The following is a 20,439-nucleotide window of genomic DNA, read 5'->3' as shown; positions in this document are numbered from 1 at the left end:
GTGTCGCCCATCGACGCCGTCCGTCAGGCGGACCCCTATCCCTACTACGCGAGCCTGGTCGCCGAACGGCCGTTCTCGTTCGACGAGGAACTCGGCCTGTGGGTGGCGGCCGGCGCGCGTGCGGTCGACGCGGTCCTGTCCGACCCGACACTGCGCGTGCGCCCCGCCGACGCACCGGTCCCGCCCGGCATCGTGGGCACGCCCGCCGGCGACGTGTTCGGCAACCTCGTCCGGATGACCGACGGCGACCTGCACGACCGCCTCAAGGACGTCGTGGTCACCGCGCTCGGTCGGGTCGACCGCGCGCAGGTGGTCAAGCTCGCCGCCGACCGCGCGGCCAGGACCGAACGCCTCGACGAACTCATGTTCAACGTCCCAGCACAGGTCGTCGCCACCGTCTGTGGCCTCGACGACGGCCACAGCGCCGAGGCCGCCCGCCTCATCGGCGACTTCGTCCGCTGCCTGCCCGCCTCCGCCACCCCGGACGACCTGACGGCGGCGGCCACGGCGGCGGCCGCGCTGCGTGACCTGATGGGTCCGGCGCTGGACCGCCGGTCCGGCAGCCTGCTCGGCGACCTCGTTCGTGCCGCCGAGGGCGCCGACTGGCACGAGACCGGGCCCTTGCTGGCCAACGGCATCGGCTTCCTGTCCCAGACCTATGACGCCACCGCCGGCCTGATCGGCAACACGCTGCTGGCCCTGGCCCGCCACCCCGCGCCGGCCGACCTGACGGCGTTCGTCGACGAGGTCGTCCGCCACGACGCCCCGGTGCACAACACGCGACGCTTCGCCGTCGCCCCGTTCCGGTTCGGTGACGCGGAAGTCGAAGCGGGTCAGTCGGTCCTGGCCGTCGTGGCCGCCGCCAACCGAGACCCCGAGGTCAACCCCGATCCCCACGAGTTCCGCGCCGACCGCGCCGACCCGGTGGTGTTCACGTTCGGCGCCGGACCGCACGGCTGCCCGGGGCAGACGCTCGCGGTGGCGATCACCGTCGGCGTCGTCGGTGAGTTGCTGGGCAACGGTTTCGACGCGGCGAGCCTGCCGGATCAGGTGGATTACCGCCCGCTGCCCAACATCCGCATTCCCGTGCTGTCGGTCGCATCATGAGCGGAGCTTGCGGAGCGTTCCGGTGCCGCGGAGCGGGCGAGGGGGCGTCATGAGCGGGATCACTGTGCGGCACGAGGTCCGCGACACCGAACGCCGCGCGCCGATCGTCCCGGCCGATGCCGCCCGGCTCGTCGCGCACGGCATCACCGTGACCGTCGAGGAGTCCGCCCACCGGGTGTTCCCGGTGTCGGACTACGCGGACGCCGGTTGCCGCATCGCCCCGGCCGGGTCATGGCTCAACGCACCCGACGACGAGTACGTGGTCGGCCTCAAGGAACTCCCCGACCTGCCACCCGCGTTGCGCCACCGGCACGTCTACTTCGGACACGCCTACAAGGGCCAGCGCGGCGCGCGCGACCTGTTGCGCCGCTTCGTCACCGGCGGCGGCGCGCTGCTCGACCTCGAGTACCTTGTGGACGATGACGGCCGCAGAGTGGCCGCCTTCGGTTACTGGGCAGGCTATATCGGCGCCGCCCTGGCCGTCCTGCACCACCGCGACCAACTCACCGTCCCTCTGGTACCGACGGACAAGGAGTCGTTGGACGCCCTGCTCCGCGACGGTTCGGCACCGGTGCGCGCGCTGGTGGTCGGGGCGCTCGGCCGGTCCGGCCGCGGCGCCTGCGACGCCATGGTGACGGCCGGCATCGAGCCCACCCGTTGGGATCTCGCCGAAACCCGCTCGCTGGACCTGCCCGCGCTGCTCGACCACGACATCCTGGTCAACGCCGTCCTGGTCACCGGCCCGACCCAGCCCTTCCTCACCACCGCGCTGCTGCGCCACGAGTCCCACCGCCTGTCCCTCGTGGCGGACGTCACCTGCGACGTGACCTCGGAATGGAACGTGCTGCCGATCTACGACGAGACCACGACGTGGACCGAGCCGGTCATGCGTCCCTCGGGCACCGGTGTTGACGTGATCGCGATCGACAACCTCCCGTCGCTGCTGCCGAAGGAGGCGAGCCTCGCCTTCTCCGCCGAACTGACCCCACACCTGCAATCCCTTGTGGACAACTCGCCGCCGTGGCAACGCGCGCTGGAAACGTTCCGTCTGGCCTGCGACAGAGAGCGCATCAATGTCTGAGACATCGCTCCCCCCGACCGGGACCGTGCACTGGATCGGCACGGGGCTGTCCACCGGCCCCAGCGGCCTCCGCGTTCTGATCGACAACGCGGCCAAGCTGGTGCTCTGGGGCCGCACGACCGACCGCGCCGAGCAGGTCCTGCGCCGCTTCGGGCTGTCCGGCAAGGCGGAGACCCGGGCCTACGACCCGTCCGCGCTCGCCGCCGAGCTGCGCGCCGGCGACGTGGTCATATCGATGCTGCCCGGCACAGAACACGCCACGCTGCTCGGCCTGTGCGTCGAGCACCGCGCCCACTTCGCCTGTACCAGCTATGTCTCCGACCCGATCGCGGCCTTGTCCCACGACGCCGAGCAAGCCGGCCTGGTCGTGCTGACCGAGGCCGGTCTGGATCCGGGAATCGACCACCTCTTCGCCGACCTCCTGGTCGCCAAGGCCCAGGCAGCGGTCGGCGACCTGCCCGTCACGGCCGAGTTCACCTCCTACTGCGGCGGCATCCCCGCCGTCGCCAACGAGTTCCGCTACCGTTTCAGCTGGGCTCCACGCGGGGTCCTGAACGCGTTGCTGGCGCCCGCTCGCTACCTGGAGGACGGCGAAGAACGCACGGTCGACCACCCCTGGGAAGCCACCCACCCGCACGCGGTCGACAACGAACCGTTCGAGGTCTATCCCAACCGCGACAGCATCCCGTACATCTCGCAGTACGCGTTTCCTCCCACCTGGCGCCTCGACAGGTTCGTCCGGGGCACCCTGCGCCTGGAAGGCTGGCACAAAGCCTGGTCGGCGGTATTCGACGAGCTGCTCACCGGAGACAGCGCCCGTGTCGCGGCTCTGGCCGGCGACCTCGCCGCCCGGTACCCCACCACCGAGTCCGATCGGGACCGCGTCATCCTCACCGTGGCATTGAATCTCCACGCCGACGGGAAACCACAATGGTCAGGCGAATACCTCCTCGACGTCACCGGGGACGCCGAGGAAAGCGCCATGGCCCGCTGCGTCTCCCTCCCTCTCGCGTACGGAATCACGCAAATCCTCAGGCAACAGTTCCCGCCCGGCCTCCACCAGGCCGCGCCCACTCCCGAAGCCGCCGACGACTGGCTGTCCTTTCTCCGGACGAATATCCCCATCCGCTCCAGCGTTGACTAGAAATCCGTGTTCACACCACGGGCGATGTCTCGAAAGACGCGCTCATGTCGTTGAACGTCCCGATCGCGTCTTTCATGACACCGGCCATGTCCCCAACGCGCCTAATCAGCAGGGCCGGTGTGGTGAAAGCGTCTTTCACGGCATCCGAGTGAGCCGGCCGGCGTGATCGGTCACAGCGCTGGGGTGCACCAATGGCCGGTAACCACCCGCCAGCACGTCGACGATCGTGGGCGGCGTCAGCAGCTCGACCACCAGGTCGTCCGGGGCGTCCTGCCTCGGCCCGTATCCGGCGAACGACCACGGCAGCAGGGCACCGTCGGTGACCAGTGCCGGCGTCCCGTCCCGCATGACCATCGCGCCGTCCGGGAGGTCGCCGATCCGCGCCGGCCGGGTGAGCTGACGCCGGGTGCGCCGGTCGACCCGTTCGGCGTGCAGCTGACTGTCCATCTCTCCCGCACGGGGCCGCGAAGCCAGCCCGTGCCTGGTCCGCCATGATTCGGCGAACCACTGGAGGTCGTCCCGCCGGCAGAACCCGCACGGGCGGTGACCGGCCGCCAGCGCGGTCACCTCGTCGAGGAAGAACAGGGCGGTCCAGCGCCCGGGGGGCATGACGTCACGGCGGACATCGCGCCAGACCAGGACGCAGCTGATCCACATCTTCGTGCGCCAGCGGGAGACGCCGAGCCGCCGGTCGGCGTCGTGGATGCACCCGCGGTTGCCCATGAGCATGCCGCGGGCCGGGTCGCGGACGATCTCGCCGGTGGGCAGGACCCGGTTCTGGAGCGGCGCGCCCCCGGCATCCGTCCGGTGACCGGGCGGACGGTCAGACATGGGGCCGCACGCTCGCCGCGGCGGTGAGGGACACACCCGATTGTGCCGCGGCGATCAGCTCCGCCACCACCCGAACGCGTGGTGGCTGCAGGAACGTGTAGTGGTCACCGTCGACCGCCGTGGCCAGCACGGGCCCGAGGATTTCCAGCCACAACGGTTGACCGGCCAGGTTCGGCGAGGCCGTGGCGTGCACCAGCACGAGATCGGCGGCGACGCCGGCCTGCGGACGGTAACCGGCCATGAGACGGCGGTGCGCCCCGAACACCTCGAACCGGCGTTCGATCGCCGCGCGCACGGCGTCGACGTCGGCCGCCCCGGACGACAGCTTCCTGGCCAGCCACCCCAACGGGTCGGATTCCCACGCTGCGGAGGCGGACGTCCACCCCAGGGTCCGCGCCGCGTCGGCCACGAACTCCGAAGCGAACTCCGCCAACGTCGTGGGCGGAAGCGAGAACGGCGGATCCAGCAACGCCACCAGCGAGACCTCCTCGCCGAGCGACTCGAGGTGCCGAGCCAGCTCGTACGCGACGACCCCGCCCATCGACCAGCCACCCAGCCGGTACGGCCCCGGCCGCACCGCGCGGATCTCCTTGGCGTACCGCTCGACCATGCCGGCCAGCGACGACGCGGGCACGCCCTCGGTCAACCCGGCGGCCTCGATGCCGTACACCGCGAAGGGCAGCTCCCGGGCCAGCGGCGCGTACGCGTACACGGTTCCACCAACCGCGTGTACCAGGAAGAACGGCTCGCCGCCGTCGGACAGCTCGACCACCAGCCCCGACGAGGCCGGCCGAGCGGTGCCGGCCCGGATGGCCTCGATCCGGGCGGCCAGCCGGCGCGGCGTCGGGGCCAGGAACACCGCCGTGACCCCGATGTCGACGCCGAGGTCGTTCCTGATCCGGGTGACGAGCTGCATCGCCTGCAACGAGTTGCCGCTGAGGTCGAAGAAACCGTCGTCGACGCCGACCCGCTCACGGTTGAGCAAGGCGCGGTACAGCTCGACGAGCACGGTTTCGGTGAGCGTGGTCGGCGCCTGGTATGTGGCGACCGGGTCGGCCACCCCGGGCCTGGGCAGCGCGGCCTTGTGGATCTTCCCGCTCGCGTTCAGCGGGAACGCGTCCACGACCACGATGTGCGCAGGCACCATGTAGTCGGGCAGCCATCGCGCGATGTGCCGGCGCAGCTCACCGGAGCCGGCCGGGGAGTCGAGCCGGACGTACCCGACGAGTTGCTTGTCCCCGCCGGCATCCGGCGTCATGATCACGACGGCCTGGGCGACGCCGGGGTGGGACGTCAACGCGGCCTCGATCTCCCCGACCTCCACCCGCAGCCCGCGCAGCTTGACCTGGTCGTCGACGCGGCCGACGAACTGGATGAGCCCGTCGGGCCGCCGGCGCACCAGGTCACCGGTCTTGTACAGCCGCCCGCCGGGACGGAACGGATCGTCGATGAACCGGAGCGCGGTCAGCTCCGGCCGGTTCAGATAACCGCGGGTGACGCCGGCGCCGCCCACGTGCAGCTCGCCGATCACCTCGACCGGCACCGGAGTGAGCGTGGCGTCCAGGACGTAGGCGACGTAGTTGGGTGCGGGGCGACCGATCGGCGGCGGCTCGATGGTGCCGTCCAGCTCCGCGAACATCGGCGTGACCGTGGTCTCGGTCGGGCCGTATCCGTTGCACAGCCTCAGACCCGGGCGCAGCCAGCGGCGCATCAGGGTCGTTGGCAGTTCCTCACCGGCGATCATCAGCACGCGCAGGTCGGGGAACTGCTCGTCGGCGATCAGGTTCGCCACCGCCGGGGGCAGGCACGCCACGCTCACCCGGTTCCCGCGGAGCAGCTTCGTCAGCCGGGGCGGCGACAGCAGCGTCTCCCGGGTGCCCAACACCGCGGTGGCACCGGAAAGCAACGACACGAACATGTCCTGCACCGACGCGTCGAAGTTCAGCGACGCGAACTGCAACACGCGGTCGCCCGGCAGCACCGGCCAGTGCCCGACCTGCCCGAGCACGAAGTTGATCGCCTGTCGGTGTTCGACCATCACACCCTTGGGCTGCCCGGTCGACCCCGACGTGTAGATCACGTACGCCAGGTTGGACGGCTCAACGGCCACCTCGAGATTCGTCTCGGACAACCCGGAAATGTCGGCCTCGTCGACCGAGACCACGTCGGCGTCCCCGAGCGACGACGGCCCCGCCGAGTCCGTCACCACCACCGGCATCCGAGCATCGCCGACCATGTAGGAAAGCCGCTCCAGCGGCAGTGCCGGATCCAGCGGCACATATCCGCTCCCGGCCTTCAGTATCCCGAGCACCACGGCCAACCGGCGAATGGACGGCGGCAGGCACACGCCGATCAGCACCTCCGGCCCGGCACCCTTGTCCCGCAGCCAGCGGGCGATCCGGTTCGCCCGCGCGTTCAACTCCGCATAGGTGATGGACTCGTTCCCCAGCACCGCCGCGACGACGTCCGGCGTCGCGGCGGCCTGGGACTCGAAGCGCTCGTGCAGGCACACCACCGGAAAGTCGACGGCGGTGTCGTTCCACTCGACGGTCTCCCGGTGCAGGTCCCGCGCGGACAGCAGCGGAAGCGCGGACAGCCGCCGCCCGGGATCGGCGACGATCCCGCCCAGCAGGACCGCGAAATGGCCCAGCATCCGCCGAACCGTCGACTCGTCGAACACGTCGGTCGCGTACTGCCCGACAGCAACGAACTCCTCCGCCGTGCATCCGACGAAGAAGGTCAGGTCGAACTTGGCGGTGTCCGGCTCGGCGTAGTCGGCGGTGACCTCCATCTCGACACCGGCGGCCGACACGCTGTGCTCGCCGCCCTCGGCATTGCTGAAGGAGACCTGGAACACCGGGGTACGACTCGGGTCGCGCGGCACGTTCAACGCCGAGATCAGCTTGGCGAACGGCAGGTCCTGGTGCGCGGAGGCGGCCACGGTGGTCTGGCGGACCTGGTCGAGCAGCTCCACGAACGTCGGGTCGCCGGACATCCGGGCCCGGATCGGCAACGTGTTCACCAGGTACCCGATCAGCGGAGCCAACTCCGCCCGGCTCCGGTTCGCGCTCGGCGTGCCCACCACGATGTCGTCCTGACCGGAGTACCGGTGCAGCAACACCTGCAACGCCGCCAGCAGCACAACGAACAGGGTCGTCCCCTGCTGGCGGCTCAGCTCCCGCAACCCGTCCAACAGTCGCGTGTCCATCGGCAGGGTCACCACGTCGCCACGATGGCTCTCCAGCAGAGGCCGGGGCCGATCGGTCGGCAGTTCGAGGGTCTGCGCCCCGTCGAGTTCCTCCCGCCAGTACTTCACCAGTCCCGCAAGGGTTTCCCCCTGTAATCGGTCCCGCTCCCAGACGGCGTAGTCGGCGAACTGGATCGGCAGCGGCGGGAGCGGCGCCGAGACACCCGACACCTCGGCCTCGTAGAGCGCCGACAGCTCGCGCAGCAGGACGCCGAACGACCAGCCGTCGAACACCGCGTGGTGCACGACGATCACGAGCAGATGTTCATCCGCACCCGTCCGAAACAACCGGGCCCGCGACAAGGGGCCGTCGGCCAGCGAGAACGGCTGGCTCCCCTCCGCCACGGCCAGCTCTCGCAGGCGTTCCTCGGACACCTCTTCGACGGGCAGCGAAACCGGGACCGGGTTATCGACCACTTGGGTCGGTTGTCCGTCCGGCCCGTTCACCAACCGGGTCCGCAACGCCTCGTGCCGCTCCCGCAACCCGTCCAGCGCACGGCCGAGAGCCGCCGCGTCCAGATCGCCCCGCAGCCGTATGGCACCGGCCACGTTGTAGGTCGCCAACCCGGGAGCGAACTGGTCGATGAACCACAGCTGCTCCTGCCCGAAGGACAACGGAACCGCACCCCCGGGGGTGCGGCGAGGAATTCCCCCCGCCGCCGTGCCCCGCCCCTTGCGCAGGCGGGCAGCCACCATCGCCCGCTGAGCATCCGACAACATCCCCGTGACCCCCTGTCCGCGATCTAGTTCAGCGACGCAGCCGGGTCCGAGAACCCCTCGAGTCCCTCGATGCCGTCCTCGCCGAGTTCGACGTCCTCGAGACCGTGCTGGACGACGAGGACCTCGGTGAGCCGGCGCGGGGTCGGCGCGAGGAACACGGCCGTGACGTCGATGTCGACGGCCAGCTCGTTGCGCAGTCGCGTGATGAGTTGCATGGCCTGCAGGGAGTTGCCGCCGGTGTCGAAGAAGCTGTCGTCCACACCGACCTGGTTGTTGAGCAGACCGGCGTACAGGTCGACGAGCATGGTCTCGATCAACGTGGTGGGCGGGTTGAGCGTGGTGGTGTCGCCGGCGCCCGGTTCGGGCAGCGCCGACTTGTCGATCTTCCCGTTCGGTGTGAGCGGGAAGGTGTCGAGCACGACCAGGTGGGTCGGCACCATGTACGCGGGCAGCCAGCGGGTCAGGTGCTGGCGCAAGTCGGCCGGGCTGACCTTGCCGTTCTCTGCGGCCCGCGCGTAGCCGACGAGCTGCTTCTCGCCTGCCCGGTCCTCGATCACCGTGACGAACGCCTGGGCGACGCCGACCATCGAGACCATGGCGGTCTCGATCTCGCCGGGTTCCACCCGCAGGCCACGGATCTTGACCTGGTCGTCGATCCGCCCGACGAACTGGATCAGCCCGTCAGGTCGCCTGCGCACCAGGTCACCGGTCTTGTACAGCCGCCCGCCGGGGCGGAACGGATCGTCGATGAACCGCTGCGCGGTCAGCTCCGGCTGGTTGAGGTAGCCGCGGGTGACGCCGGCGCCGCCGATGTGCAGCTCGCCGATCACCCCGACCGGCACCGGGTTGAGGTGCGCGTCGAGCACGTAGGCCTGGTAGTTCGGCTTCGGACGGCCGATCGGTGGCGGGTCCATGGTGCCGTCCAGCTCCATGAACGTCGCGCCGATCGCGGCTTCCGTCGGGCCGTAACCGTTGTGGAAGCGCAGGCCGGGCCGCAGCCAGCTGCGCACGAGCGTCGAGGACAGCTCCTCGCCGGCCGACAGGAGGATCCGCAGATCCGGGAAGTCCTCACCGGTCAACAGGTTCACCACCGCCGGTGGCAGGCAGGCGAAGGTCACCTTCCGGTCGCGTAGCAGCTCGCCGAGCCGTGGCGGGGACATGAGGGTCTCGCGGTTGGCCAGTACCGCGGTCGCGCCGGACAGCAGCGTCATGAACATGTCCATGACCGACACGTCGAAGCTCAGCGAGGCGAACTGCAGTACCTGGTCACCGGGCCTGATCGGGAAGTGCTCGATCATCCCGATCAGAAAGTTGATCGCGTGCCGGTGTTCGACCATCACGCCCTTGGGCTGCCCGGTCGACCCCGACGTGTAGATCACGTACGCCAGGTTGGACGGCTCAACGGCCACCTCGAGGTTCGTGTCGGGCAGCTCCGAGACGGCCGGCCACGCCTCGTCGATCGACACCACCTCGGCGTCCCCGGGCAGCGACGGCCCCGCGGAATCCGTGACCACCACCGGCATCCGAGCGTCGCCGACCATGTAGGAAAGCCGCTCCGGCGGCAGCGCCGGGTCCAGCGGCACGTACCCGCTGCCCGCCTTCATGATCCCGAGCAGCACGGCGAGCCGGCGGATGGACGGCGGCATGCACACACCGACCAGCACCTCCGGCCCGGCGCCCTTGTCCCGCAGCCAGCGGGCGATCCGGTTCGCCTGCCGGTTCAGCTCCGCGTAGGTGACGGACTCCTCGCCATGGACGGCCGCGATCCCGTCCGGCGCGTGCCGCACCTGGGTCTCGAACTGGGAATGGATACACACCACGGGAAACTCCACCGCGGTGTCGTTCCACTCGACCACCTCGCGGTGGTACTCCTCCTGTGTCAGCAACGGAAGCTCGGACAGGCGTTTGGTCGGGTCCGCCACGATGCCGCCGAGCAGCACCCGGAAGTTGCCGAGCATCCGCCGCACGGTCGCGGCGTCGAACAGGGCCTTCGCGTAGGAGGCGTCCACCGCGAGACCATCCGGTCCGATCTTGGCGAACAGGTTCAGGTCGAACTTTGCCGGCAGCATGTCCACCGGCTCCGCCTGCACGACCAGGTCCGCGACCGGGGTCTTCTCGCCGATGTTGGCCTGGGTGAACCCGATCTGGAACAGCGGCGCCCGGCTGGGGTCACGCTCGACGCGCAGTGCCTCGACCAGCTTGGCGAACGGCAGATCCTGGTGGGCGTAGGCGGCCACGGTGGTGTCCCGCACCTGGCTCAGCAGCTCCACGAAGGTCGGATCGCCCGACATGTCGGTCCGGATCGGCAACGTGTTGACCAGGAAGCCGATCAGCGGCGCCAACTCCTCCCGGGTTCGGTTGGCGCTCGCGGTCCCCACCACGATGTCGTCCTGGCCGGTGTACCGGTGCAGCAACACCTGCAACGCCGCCAGCAGGGTGACGAACAGGGTCGTTCCCTCACGCCGGCTCAGCTCCTGCAATCCGTCCAGCACGGCGGCGCCCATCGGGACGCGCTCGAGCCCACCGTCGAAACTGGCCAGCACCGGACGCCGGCGGTCGGTGGCCAGGTGCACGGTCTGCACCCCGTCGAGCCGTTCCCGCCAGTACTCGACAAGCCCGTCGAGCACCTCGCCCTGCAGCCGCTCCCGTTCCCACAGCGCGTAGTCGGCGAACTGGATCGGCATCTCGGCCAGCTTCGACGGGGTGCCGAGGACCTCCGACTCGTACAGCACGGCCAGCTCGCGCTGCAGCACCTCGAACGACCAGCCGTCGAACACGGTGTGGTGCACCACGATCTCCAGCAGGTGCTCGTCCTCGGCCAGCCTGAACAGCCGGAGCCTCAGCAGTGGCCCGTCGGCCAGCGAGAACGGACGCGCGCCCTCCTCGATCGCGAGCTCCCGCAACCGGGTCTCGCGCACGCCGATCTCCAGGTCCGACAGATCCACGACCGGCAGCGGCACCTCGGCCAGCTCGTCGATCTCCTGCAGCGGGCGGCCGTCCACCCCGCTGACCAGCCGGGTGCGTAACGCCTCGTGCCGGGCCACCAACGCCTCCAGCGCCTTGCCGAGCGCGTGGACGTTCAACGGCCCACGCATCCGCAGACCGCCGGCCACGTTGTAGGTCGCCAACCCTGGCGCGAACTGGTCGATGAACCACAGCTGCTCCTGCCCGAAGGACAGCGGAACCTCGACCCCGGGAACGCGCCGAGGAATTCCCCCGAGTTTCTGGGCCCGACCCTTGCGCAAACGGGCGGCCAACAAATCCCGCTGAGAGTCCGACAGCATTCCCTGCCCCTTGGCGTTCATGACTTGTGTCCGTTTCTCGGGAGAACCTGATCGGTGTCGGTGTCCTCGGGCGGACCGGACGGCATTTCCTTGAGCCGGAACACCGGTGAGAAAAAGGCCCACAGGGCCGGAGTCGTCAACAGGATCACGGTGATCACCATGGCCGGCCGCAGCCCGAGGGACGCGCCAAGCAGTCCGCCGAGGACCGCGCCGATCGGACCGGTGCCGAACAGGACCAGCCGGTAGCTGGCGTTCATCCTGCCGAGCAGTCGGTTCGGGGTGATCGTCTGGCGCAGCGTCACGGTGTTCACGTTGAAGACCAGCACGCTGAACCCGCACAGCAGTTCGGCGCCGATCAGCAGCGCCATCGACCATGCGGTGGCATCCTGTGGGACCAGGAGCAGCAACGGGAACACGGCCGCGGCGACCGTGGTGGTCACCATCGTGCGACCGAACCCGAACCGCGACCGGATCCGGTTGGCGAGCAGCGCGCCGGTCAGCCCGCCGACCGAGATCGCCCCGATGACGATGCCGAGCTGAGCCGGGGTCAGCCCCAGCTCGCGCACCGCGTACACGACGAACACGGTGATCATGGCGTTCTGGAAGAAGTTGAACGTGCCGGACTGGGTCAGCAGCGAGCGCAGTATGGAACTGCCGTACACCGCGCGCAGCCCCTCGGCGATCGAGGACCGGATCGTGGGGCGCTGTTCGGGCACCTCCGGCGCGGGTTCGGTCTTGCGAATCGTGGCCAGACCGAGCGCGGAGCACAGATAGGAGACCGCGTCCACGGCCAGTGCGACCGGCGCGGTCAGGATTCCCACCAGCAGACCGGCGATCCCCGGTCCGGCGATGCCGGCGAGCGCGGTGCTGGACTGGATCTTGCCGTTGCTGTCGGCCAGGTGACGAGGCTCCACCAGCCCCGGCACGTACGACAGCACACCGACGTCGAAGACCACGGTCAGCGAGCCGACCAGCGCGGACACCACGTAGAGCAGGGTCATCGACAGCAGGCCGGCCGCGTAGGAGGCGGGCACCAGCGCGATGAGGAACGCACAGCCGAGACTGCAGGCGATCAGGATGGGCCTTCGGCGCCGGGTGTCCAGCCACACCCCGGCCAGCAGCGACAGGATGACGACCGGCGCGTAGCGGGTCGCGTTGAGAACGCCGACCTCGAACACCGTGGCACCCAGCGTCAGGATCGCCACCAGTGGCAGCGTGAACTGCGTGATCTGGGTGCCGATGAGCGACACCGTCTCCCCGGACCAGAGCTTGAGGAAGTCCCGGTTGCGCATGAGGCTGTCGCGACGCTGCGTCGACGCGGTCTCGGGCGCGACCTCCACTTCCTGTTCAGAGGTCATGAACCCCTTCCTTCAGTTCCTCCTGGCCGAATGTGAAATGTCGCAGACGGCGACGTCCGGTCGCCGACTGCGACAGTCTGGTCGCAAGACGGAAATGCGGTCGACCCAGCCAGGGTAATCGCGGAGTCCCCAACACAAAGACCACCTTTCCGAAGTCAATCAGGAAAGGGTTCCCCCAAAGTGTGCACCACACCGGTGCTGCATATTTCGATCTGATAGGCGGGCCCAACAATAGTCCCGGGTTTCTTGACTGTCAACAGATATGAATCCGCGAGTATCGCAATTGTTTGATCAAGGCAGGCGGATGAGCCGACTGCGACATTCGGGTGCCACTTACTTGGGCCGGTAAAGGCACTACCGATTCGTCACGATTTCACTCGGACGGGATGTTCAGCCGACAGGGGTTGGGACAGTTTCCAGTTGCCGGATCGGCGAGGCACGGTGTTCAACGGAGTGTCACCCCCGTCCTCAGAATCTGGACAACAGCCGATCGCGGGCGGTTTCCAGGTGGTGGGTCATCGCGGCGCGGGCCGCTGTCGGCTTGCCCGCTGCCAGTGCCGACACGATCGCCCGGTGTTCGGTGATCGTCTGCTCACCGAAGGGCTGGTTGTACGACAGCCGGAAGAAGTGTAAGTGGCAGTGGGTGCGGGTGAAGGCCTGCTCGATCGCGTGGTTGTCCGCGATGCGCAGGATCAGCTCGTGCAGTCGGGCGTCGTGGGCCGTCAGAGCCTTGTAGCCCTCGTAGGTGGAGCCGGCCGGCGCCGCCGGGCAGGTGGCCAGCTCCTCCTCGAGCGCCGTGGCGAAGGTGGGGGTCATCGCGCGGGCCGCGGCTTCCGCCGACGGTGGCTCCAGCAGCAACCGCAGCCCGTAGATGTCCTCCACCTCCTTGCGGGTCAACAACTCGGTGACGCGGTAACCACGCAGCGGCAACCGCGACACCAGACCCTCCGACTCGAGCCGGGCCAGCGCCTCGCGCACGGGTGTCCCGGAGACGTCCAGCTCACGGGCCAGCTCTTCGATGTTGGCACGCGCGCCCGGCTCGAGGCCGTGGTTCATGATGACGGCCCGGATCTGTTCGTACACGCCGTCCGCGAGCACCTGCCGGCTCGGGGGCACCACGATCCGTGGCGTTCCGGTCATGACTGTTCCGCCTCCCCGGAATACTCGTCAGGCAGTCAGCCTATCGTGCAGGATCTACGATTGCGCGGACTTGGCCAGTATGTCCTTGCTCTTCTGCTCCATCTCCGGGAACACGTCGTCGTCGCGCTGGTGTGCGAAGTACTGCTCGAACAACGGCTCCATCACGCTCTGCAACTCCGCGCCGTTGCCGTACACCACCGACGGGTACAGCACGCCGTCGCGTAACGCGTTCGTGAACACCGACAGGTCGATGCCCTCCTGCTTCAGCGCGGCGGCGGACGCGTCCATGGACGTGGCGATCGACGGGAAGAACGTGCCGGTCTTCGACGCCATCGTCTGGCATTGTTCGGAACCCATGTAGGACACCCACTTCCAGGTGTTCTCCGGCTGCGCCGTGCCGGCCCAGATGTTGTTGCCGTTGGAGTTCGACAGCACGGCACGCGTCTTGTCGTCCGGGCCGAGCACCGTCGGGGCGAGGCCCACCTTCATGTCGGGGATCTTCGCGAACGTCGACGCGGTCCACGAGCCGCCGGTCAGCATCGCGACCTTCCCGGACGACAGCTGGTCGACCTCGCTGCTGGTGAACTCACCGATCTTCGGCGCGTACCCCTTGTCGGTGAGCCCGCGCACCCACTCCAACGTCTTCACGAACCTCGGGTCGGCGTAGTTGAACCTCGTTGGCCACGACGGCTTGTCACCCTGCCGCCAACCCAAAGTGGACACGAAGGAGCTCCACGTGGTCTGCCCGATGAAGTCCTTGGCGGCGAGCTGACCGAAGCCGTACTGCGCGACCTTCGACCTGTCGAAGCCCGGCTGGTCGCCGCGCACGCCGTTCTCGTCGATCGTCAGGTGCGCCACCATCGCGCCGAACGTGCCGCCGTCGTCCGGATTCCAGTTCAGCGTCGCGACTTGCTCTGGCGTGTAGCCGGCTTTCGTCACCGCGTCGGTGTTGTAGAAAATGCCCGTCGCGGCCCAGTCCAACGGCAGCGCGTACTGCTTGCCGTCGGTGAACTTCCACGCCTCGGTGCCGACGGAGAAACGGGACAGGTCGAAGTCGGTGCTCTTGATGAGGTCGTCGAGCGCGAGCAGCTGGTGCTGCGAGGTGTACGCCTGGAAGAACTGCACGCTGTTCTGGAACGCGTCCGGCGCGTCACCCGCGACGAACCCGGCGGTCAGCTTGGTGAAGTAGTCGTCGACCGCGTACTGCGAGATCTTGACCGTCAGGTCGGGATTGGCCTTGTGGAAGGCATCCGCGCACGTCTGGTAGGCGGCGGCCTGTTTGTCGTCCCACGTCCACCAGTTGATGACACCGGCTTCCGCGTCACCGCTGGACGAGCACGATGCCAGGACCATGGCGGCGGCCACAACGGCAGCGAACTGCTTCAACCTCATTGTTGTTCCTCGTTTCGTTGCGGCTTCAGCAGAGTCCTGAACTCCGCCAGCGCGATCACCAGGTCCTCGGGACCACCCGCCTCGTGGCCGTTGTAGTCCCACACCTGGATGTGCTTGGGCCCCGCGTACGCGTGGTAGGCGCCGAACGCCGTGGACGGCGGGCACACGTCGTCCATCAGTCCGGTCGAGAACCACGCGGGCGCGGTGCCGCGCCGGGCGAACCCGACGCCGTCGAAGTAGGCGAGCGTGTCGAACACCCGCCGCACCGAGGTCCGGCGCGCGGCCAGGTACTCGGAGATCTCCGTGTACGGGCCGGCACCCGTGATCAGCGTCGCCCTGCGGATGTCGCACAGGAAGGGCGCCTGGACGTGTAGCGCGGTGACGTCCGCGAGTCCGGCGATGGCGAGCGCGATGCCGCCGCCCTGGCTGGCGCCGACCACGCCGACGCGCGAGGAGTCCACACACGACAGTGCGCCCACGGCGTCGACTGCGCGGACCGCGTCCGCGAACACCCTGCGGTAGAAGTAGGTCTCAGGGTCCTCGATGCCTCGGGTGAGGAACCCGGGGTGGCTGGGTCCGCCGCCGACCGGGTCCGCCGTGGCGCCGCCGCCCGCGTACTGACCACCCTGGCCGCGGACGTCGACGAGCAGGTGCGCGTACCCGGCGGACGCCCACAGCAGGTCCTCGATCGGCGCGCCGCGGCCGCTCGCGTAGCCGTGGAACTGGACGACGGCGGGAAAGGGGCCGTCCGCGCGCGGCATGCGCAACCACGCGCGAACCGGATGCCCACCGTAGCCGGCGAACCGCACGTCGTATACGCGGACGGTCACGAGGTCGGTGTCGACCGGAGTCACCTCGAGGTCGAGGTCATGTGCACGTGTCTCGGCCAGCGTCGACCGCCAGAACGCGTCGAAGTCGTCCGGTGTCTCGTGTGTGCTGCGGTAGGCCTCGAGGCCGGCACGGTCCAGGTCGGTCAACACGGCGTGAGCCTCCCGTCGAGCCGAACCTCCTGGTCCACCGTCAACTCCTCCCGCAGGGATCCGCAGCGGACGGTCACGGTCTCGCCGGCGTCGCCGCCCAACCGCCGAAGCACCGCGGACGTCAGTCGTCCGTCCACCCAGGACAGATCGGCCGACAGCCCGCCCCGGCACCGCACACCGGTCACGGCGCCGGACGGCCACGCCGACGGCAGCGCGGGCAACAGGTGGATCCCGTTGTGGCTCTGTACGAGCAACTCCACCAGCGCGGCCGTGAACCCGTAGTTGCCGTCGATCTGGAACGGCGGGTGCGTGGAGAACAGGTTGGGCAGCAGACCGCCCCACTGCGAGTCGCCGGTCAACGGGCGGGTCGCCTCACCGAACAACGCGTGCGCGGTCTCGCCGTCACCGAGCCGGGCCCGCAACGCGATCTTCCACGCCCACGACCAGCCCATGGCGCCGGGCCCGCGCCGGTCGAGCAACGCGGTCGCGGCCTCGGCGAGCGCGGGTGTGGTCGCGGGATCGATCTGCCCGAGCGGGTAGACGGTGATCATCTGGGACAGGTGCCGGTGCCGCGGGTCGGCCTCGGGCAGGTCCGACGCCCACTCCCCCAGCCAGCCACCCTCGGTTACCAGTGGCGGCCGCAGCCGTGGCAGGGCCGCCGCGAGCCGGGCGCCGATCGGGTCGTCGAGGTCGAGCACCTCGATGGCGCTCAGGCACCGGGTGAACAGGGCCCGGATCAGCGCACTGTCCATCGCGGGCGAGGACGTCAGCGACTCGGGGCGACCCTCGACGAGGAACTGGTTCTCCGGTGAGGTGGCCGGGACCGTGTCGAGGTGGCCGTCGGGCGACTCGACGAGCCAGTCGAGGCAGAACTCGGCGCACCCGCGCAGCAGCGGCCACCCTCGGTCACGGAGGAACGCCTTGTCGCCGGTGAACTCGTAGTGATCCCACACGTGCTGGACGAGCCACACGCCACCCATCTGCCAGATCGCCCACGACGTGTCGCCGTGCCCCATGCCGACGGGCAGCGCCCAGCTCCACATGTCGGTGTTGTGGTGGACGACCCACCCGCGTGCGCCGTACAACTCGCGAGCCACTTCGGCGCCGGTGACGGCCAGCTTGTCGAGGAGGTCGACGAGCGGCAGGTGACAGTCGGGCAGGCCGGCGACCTCGGCGGGCCAGTAGTTCATCTCGGTGTTGATGTTGACCGTGTAGTTCGACGACCAGGCCGGCCGCAGCTCGGCGTTCCACACGCCCTGCAGGTTGGCGGGCGGCCCGCTGTCCGGCCGCGACGAGGACGCCAGCAGGTACCGGCCGAACTGGCACATGACGGTCGCGGTGAGCGCGCTGTCCTCTCCGGACAAGACGTCGGCGACCCGCAGGACCCCGTCCCGCGACCCGATCCGCACGGACGTGCCGCCGAGCAGATCTCTCACGTCGGCGACATGGTCGGCGAGGAGGGTGGCGGCGCCGAGTTCGAGCGCACGGTTCGCGACGGCCGCGGCCTCGGCGAGGTAGGTGTCCCGTTCCCTGATGTCCACACCGGACCAGGCGTCGGCCGCCGCGGTCGCGGTCGACAACGTGACCAGCGTCCGGGTCATGCCGGTGACCAGACCCTCCGCCAGATGGCCGTCGGTGTCGATGCGGACGACGACCGCGCCGAACGGGTCGTAGCCGTCGACCTGGCCGTACCGCAAGGGCTCCGGCACCTGCGGTTCGTGCTGTGGCGCACCGTCGACGGGAATCTCCACGCCCAGCGCGAGCCCGGCCCGGTGCACGACGCGTAGTGGCGAGCCCAGCGCGACTCGCAGGTCCACGGTGCCGTGAGCGGAGATCGCGACGCACAGTGCCTGCGCGGGATGGCTCACCCACGTGTGCCGCTCGACCGAGACACCGTCCACAGTGAACCGCTCGTGCACGACCGCGGTGTCGAGGTTCAGCGTGCGGCCTTCGTAGACCATCTCCCCCGGCAGCGTCAGAGACAGGTCGGCGAACGGCAGGAACTCCTGGCTGTACCGCCCCTGGAACGTCATCAGCAACGCCTCGGCCCGCCGGAAGTCCCGGGCGCGCAAGGCCTCCCGGACCTCGGTGAGGCGAGCGGGCCCAGCACCGTTCGCCAGCACCTCGGCGAGGCCGAGCGCCGGGCCGGCCGGCGTGCCCGACCACACGGTCGAGTCGTTGACCTGGATGCGACCGTCGCCGAACACCATGGCGCCGATGCGTCCGTTGCCGACCGGCGCGGCCTCGACCCACTCGGCGGCGGGCGCGGGCCAGGACAGAACTAGGTCATTCATCACTTGATCCCGGTGAATCCGATGGAGTTCACGATCCGCCGACCGAAGATCACGAACAGCGCCAGCATGGGCAGCGCCGCGATCAACGTCGCCGCCATGAGCCCTGCCCAGTCGGGCGCGGTGTTCGGCGACGACTGCTTGAACACGCCCAGTGCGAGGGTCAGCGGCCGCACGTCGGCCTTGCTCGTCACGAGCAGCGGCCAGAAGTAGTCGTTCCACGCAACGATGAACATCAGCAGGGAGAGCGTGGTGATCGGCCCGCTCGACATCGGCAGGATGATCCGGAACAGGATGCGGAAGTGGCCAGCGCCGTCGATGAGCGCGGCCTCCTCGATCTCGGTCGACAGCCCGAGCATGAACTGCCGCAGGAAGAACAGGGCGAACGCGAAGAACAACGCGTTCGGCGCGACGAGCCCGGCGAACGAGTTGGTGAGCCCGAGGTCCTTGATGAGCACGAAGTTCGGCAGCACCGTGAACACCGTCGGGATCATGAGCGCGCACAGCAGCACCGAGAACACGATGTTGCGGCCACGCCAGTGCAGACGGGCGAAGGCATACGCGCCCGCCGCGGAACACGCCACCACGACCACGGTCAGACTGACCGCGTAGATCACCGAGTTCCGCAGGTACAGCAACACGTCCAGGGACGCGCCGGACCCACCCTCGGCCTGCGCCTCGGCGATCGTCGACAGCCCCAGCACCCGTTTGAACGGCCCGATCGTGAAGTCCACCGGTAGCAAGGAAGCCGGGTCGGTGGCGAGCGCGTAGTTGTTGGACAGCGCGGTACGCAGGATCCAGTAGAACGGGAACAGCGTCACGACCATGACCACGGCGAGGAACGCGACGGCAAGGATGCGACCTGGCGAGAAGAGTCTTGTTCGGACGGTCATGGCGGGCCTCCTCAGCTCAGGTCCGACTGGTCGGCGCGGGTGAGTCGCAGCTGGAGGAACGTGATGCCGGCGAGCACCACGAGCAGCGCGAGCGACATGGTGGCCGCGTAGCCGAAGTCGAACTGGCCGAACGCCTTGTTGAAGATGTACATCTGCAGCACGTTCGACGCGTTCGCCGGACCACCCTGGGTGGTGATCTGGACGATGTCGAACACCTGGAACGAGTTGATGACCGACAGCACGACGACCATCACGAGGATCGGCCGCAGCAGCGGCATCGTGATCCGGAAGAACATCTGCGGCTCGCTCGCGCCGTCGACCCGGCCTGCCTCGTAGATCGTCGGCGGGATGGTCTGCAGGCCCGCGAAGATCAGGATCGCGAAGTAGCCCATCCATTTCCAGATGGAGATCGCGGCGAGTGTCGGAATGGCCCACCCGCTGCTGCCGAAGAACTGGATGGTGTCGCCGGTGAGGCTCTTGAGTGCCACGTTGACGATGCCGAGCTGCGGGTCGAGCATCCACTGCCACACGAGCGCGGCGATCACGTTGGAGATGAGGTACGGCAACAGGATCACGCCACGAATGAGCGCCGACCGGGTCAACCGGTGCAGGACCGCGGCGATCGCGAGCGAGACCACCGTGCCGATCACGACCTGCAGCAGTACGAAGTAGACGGTGAGCCACAGCGAGTGCCAGAACACCTCGTCACCGAACAGCTCGCGATAGTTCGCGAGCCCGACCCACTTCGGCGGGGTGAGCACGTGGAACTCGGTGAAGCTGAGGTAGATCCCACGCACGAGCGGGAACCCGTAGAAGGCCACGAACCCGACGATCGCGGGCGTGACGAGCAGCCACGCGACCTTCGCGTCACCGCGTCGGGCGGCGGGTGGTTTCGGCCGGCGAGGCCGGGTGGGAGAGGCCGCGACGGCACGCGGCACCACCCGACTGTTCGGCGCTGTGACCGTCACGGC

The 20,439-nt window shown here is 69.0% G+C and carries 13 protein-coding genes; 3 read left to right on the top strand and 10 right to left on the bottom strand.

Going from position 1 to position 20,439, the window contains the following annotated elements; all coding sequences use genetic code 11:
• From VF106_RS21170 to VF106_RS21160, 3 genes are read left to right on the top strand one after another with little or no spacing between them, the layout of a single operon-like run.
• Window positions 1-1,107, top strand: a complete 1,107-nt coding sequence (locus VF106_RS21170) for a cytochrome P450 (protein WP_330841502.1) — start codon at window positions 1-3, stop codon at window positions 1,105-1,107.
• 49 nt (window positions 1,108-1,156) lie between these two features.
• Window positions 1,157-2,188: a saccharopine dehydrogenase gene (locus VF106_RS21165; protein ID WP_330841501.1), complete on the top strand. Its 1,032-nt coding sequence runs from the start codon at window positions 1,157-1,159 to the stop codon at window positions 2,186-2,188.
• Window positions 2,181-3,332: a saccharopine dehydrogenase family protein gene (locus VF106_RS21160; protein ID WP_330841500.1), complete on the top strand. Its 1,152-nt coding sequence runs from the start codon at window positions 2,181-2,183 to the stop codon at window positions 3,330-3,332. Before VF106_RS21165 ends, VF106_RS21160 begins: the two co-directional genes overlap by 8 nt.
• 135 nt (window positions 3,333-3,467) lie before the next feature.
• Here the strand turns inward: VF106_RS21160 and VF106_RS21155 are convergent, their stop codons facing one another.
• From VF106_RS21155 to VF106_RS21110, 10 genes are all read right to left on the bottom strand, one after another.
• Window positions 3,468-4,163, bottom strand: coding sequence for a hypothetical protein (locus VF106_RS21155; RefSeq protein WP_330841499.1), 696 nt, complete (start codon window positions 4,161-4,163; stop codon window positions 3,468-3,470).
• Entirely contained in the window at window positions 4,156-8,130 is a 3,975-nt protein-coding gene (locus VF106_RS21150) for a non-ribosomal peptide synthetase (protein ID WP_330841498.1), read from the bottom strand. Before VF106_RS21150 ends, VF106_RS21155 begins: the two co-directional genes overlap by 8 nt.
• A gap of 23 nt (window positions 8,131-8,153) precedes the next feature.
• Window positions 8,154-11,435: a non-ribosomal peptide synthetase gene (locus VF106_RS21145; RefSeq protein ID WP_330841497.1), complete on the bottom strand. Its 3,282-nt coding sequence runs from the start codon at window positions 11,433-11,435 to the stop codon at window positions 8,154-8,156.
• Window positions 11,432-12,772 carry an MFS transporter gene (locus VF106_RS21140; RefSeq protein WP_330841496.1) on the bottom strand — a complete coding sequence of 447 codons (1,341 nt, stop codon included), beginning with the start codon at window positions 12,770-12,772 and terminating at the stop codon, window positions 11,432-11,434. The genes VF106_RS21145 and VF106_RS21140 overlap by 4 nt, the downstream gene beginning before the upstream one ends.
• A 468-nt stretch (window positions 12,773-13,240) precedes the next feature.
• On the bottom strand, window positions 13,241-13,912 hold the full coding sequence (locus VF106_RS21135) for a GntR family transcriptional regulator (RefSeq protein ID WP_330841495.1): 672 nt from the start codon (window positions 13,910-13,912) through the stop codon (window positions 13,241-13,243).
• Window positions 13,913-13,966: 54 nt separating this feature from the next.
• Window positions 13,967-15,304 carry an ABC transporter substrate-binding protein gene (locus VF106_RS21130; RefSeq protein ID WP_330841494.1) on the bottom strand — a complete coding sequence of 446 codons (1,338 nt, stop codon included), beginning with the start codon at window positions 15,302-15,304 and terminating at the stop codon, window positions 13,967-13,969.
• On the bottom strand, window positions 15,301-16,284 hold the full coding sequence (locus tag VF106_RS21125) for an acetylxylan esterase (protein WP_330841493.1): 984 nt from the start codon (window positions 16,282-16,284) through the stop codon (window positions 15,301-15,303). Before VF106_RS21125 ends, VF106_RS21130 begins: the two co-directional genes overlap by 4 nt.
• Window positions 16,278-18,578 (bottom strand): glycosyl hydrolase family 95 catalytic domain-containing protein, encoded by a 2,301-nt coding sequence (locus VF106_RS21120; RefSeq protein ID WP_330841492.1) that lies wholly within the window; start codon window positions 18,576-18,578, stop codon window positions 16,278-16,280. The genes VF106_RS21125 and VF106_RS21120 overlap by 7 nt, the downstream gene beginning before the upstream one ends.
• The gene (locus VF106_RS21115; RefSeq protein ID WP_330841491.1) at window positions 18,578-19,468 is read right to left on the bottom strand and encodes a carbohydrate ABC transporter permease; all 891 of its coding nucleotides are present in this window, start codon (window positions 19,466-19,468) and stop codon (window positions 18,578-18,580) included. The genes VF106_RS21120 and VF106_RS21115 overlap by 1 nt, the downstream gene beginning before the upstream one ends.
• 11 nt (window positions 19,469-19,479) lie before the next feature.
• Window positions 19,480-20,436 (bottom strand): carbohydrate ABC transporter permease, encoded by a 957-nt coding sequence (locus VF106_RS21110; RefSeq protein ID WP_330841490.1) that lies wholly within the window; start codon window positions 20,434-20,436, stop codon window positions 19,480-19,482.
• Window positions 20,437-20,439 lie beyond the last annotated feature (3 nt).

The organism is Actinophytocola sp., from assembly GCF_036378875.1.
Lineage (GTDB): Bacteria > Actinomycetota > Actinomycetes > Mycobacteriales > Pseudonocardiaceae > Actinophytocola.
This window is presented reverse-complemented; position numbering and strand designations above follow the sequence as displayed.